This is a genomic window from Photorhabdus antumapuensis (assembly GCF_020387775.1).
Lineage (GTDB): Bacteria > Pseudomonadota > Gammaproteobacteria > Enterobacterales > Enterobacteriaceae > Photorhabdus > Photorhabdus antumapuensis.
This window is the reverse complement of record NZ_JAHZMK010000096.1, coordinates 1-1,627: the sequence shown is the minus strand read 5'-3', so window position 1 is coordinate 1,627 and position 1,627 is coordinate 1. Positions and strand designations below refer to the sequence as shown.

Annotated in this window: 1 pseudogene; it reads right to left on the bottom strand. The window is 44.9% G+C overall.

Annotation, left to right across the window (positions count from 1 at the left end):
* Nucleotides 1-1,627 (bottom strand): annotated as a pseudogene (locus tag KZ793_RS22370) (filamentous hemagglutinin N-terminal domain-containing protein); the annotation flags it as partial.

The following is a 1,627-nucleotide window of genomic DNA, read 5'->3' as shown; positions in this document are numbered from 1 at the left end:
GCCCTGATGTCCCAACATTAAACGTCTGATAATGGTTATGTGAAACACCACGGGCGTTAGGGGCCGCAATATGAATAATCGGGCGATTGTTTTTCGAGGTTATGCGCGTTTGCTTATCCGCCAGTTTAATTCCCGGGACTTCTCCTTCTATTTCGGAGAAGTTCATTGTCAGTTCAGGACCCTGTCTTAACGCACGTTCAATCAGTGCAGAAGTCACCGGCGTATACTTTCCTTCAGGTGAGTGCAATTCTGCATTGTTTTTGGCGATTGTCGTTGTCCCTTTTGCCGACAACGTCGCTTCAGTGTCAATAATGTCACCGCCAGCATTCAGGGTTAAATTATTGCCGGCAGTAATGATACTTTTCGCTATTGGGAATTGAAATTGTGGGTAAGATTGTTCGTCTTCCTCGTCACTGGCATTTTCATCTTCATCCTGTTTTTCATAACCCTCTCCGTGTTCATTTTCATATTCATAGGGGTTCTCTGCTGTTATTTTACTGATATCAAGCGTGCCGCCACTGGTCAGCGTGAGATCTTTCCCTGCCGTCAAGGAAATGCTTCGCAGATCGATAATCTTTCCCGCCTGGATCTCAATATTTTCATCCGCTTGCAATTGGCTGAGCTGGCGTAGACGCTGATTAATTAATGCTTGTTTAGCGCCGTCATTTAATGGACTCTGCTCATCATTAAAATCAATTAAATCGCCAGAGGCATAAATCTCAAGTTTATCATTGGTGGCCAAAAAGATATTTTTCGCCCGGTTAATCAGGGTATCGACGATATTAACAGGACCATCGGCGATAATGCGTAATAGGTTATCAGCAGAAATAGTGGTTAATACCTTTATTCCTTCCGGGGTATAGTCATCTCCAGAGGCAACAGAAAGCAGCCCCCGGCTAGCTAGCAAGGCCACATCACGACCGGAAATATCATAGTCATTCACATCAAGATGTGACTTTCCCTCCAGCATGACATGGTTCCCAGCTTTTAAATTCCCCTGGCTTAAATACACGGTTTCTGCGTTAACGGTTAAGTTTTGTTCTGCCCTCATTGACGCCCGATTCACTAAATCTCTGGCCGTGAGCGCAATGTTTTTCCCGGTGATTAACGCCAGATCAGTGGGTCTCTTTCCCGCTTGAAAATGTTCTTTATCAAAATTAAAACGAAATCCATCTTTAAATACCGCCGTCAGATCCCCACCAGCACTCAGTTTACCGATGATATTCCCCTGACTGTCTTTTATCGCCTGCGTTGAAAAATTTTTGCCTGTCAGGGTGAGATTTTGTACCGCGCTTAATTCGCCAACATTGTTTATCTCGTTAGCGGTAATGTGGTTATTTTTATTCGCCCTGATAATGGGGTGACTTTGCTTAGTCGGGTTTACGTTATCCAGTTGGGTTGCTTTAAGGGTGACATCACCACCGGCACGGATTTGACCCTGATTATGCAATGTTTCGGTGGTCAATCTCAGATGTTGACCCGCCTGCACATGGCTGTGTGCCGCCGTTTCAATGGCTTTGCTGTTGATGTTAATGTCCGTTTTGGCCTGGACTTCCCCCAGGATAATTTTACCCTCAGTCGTTAAACGGATAGCGTCTTGGGTTGTGGTTAAGTTAGTGAGATTAAC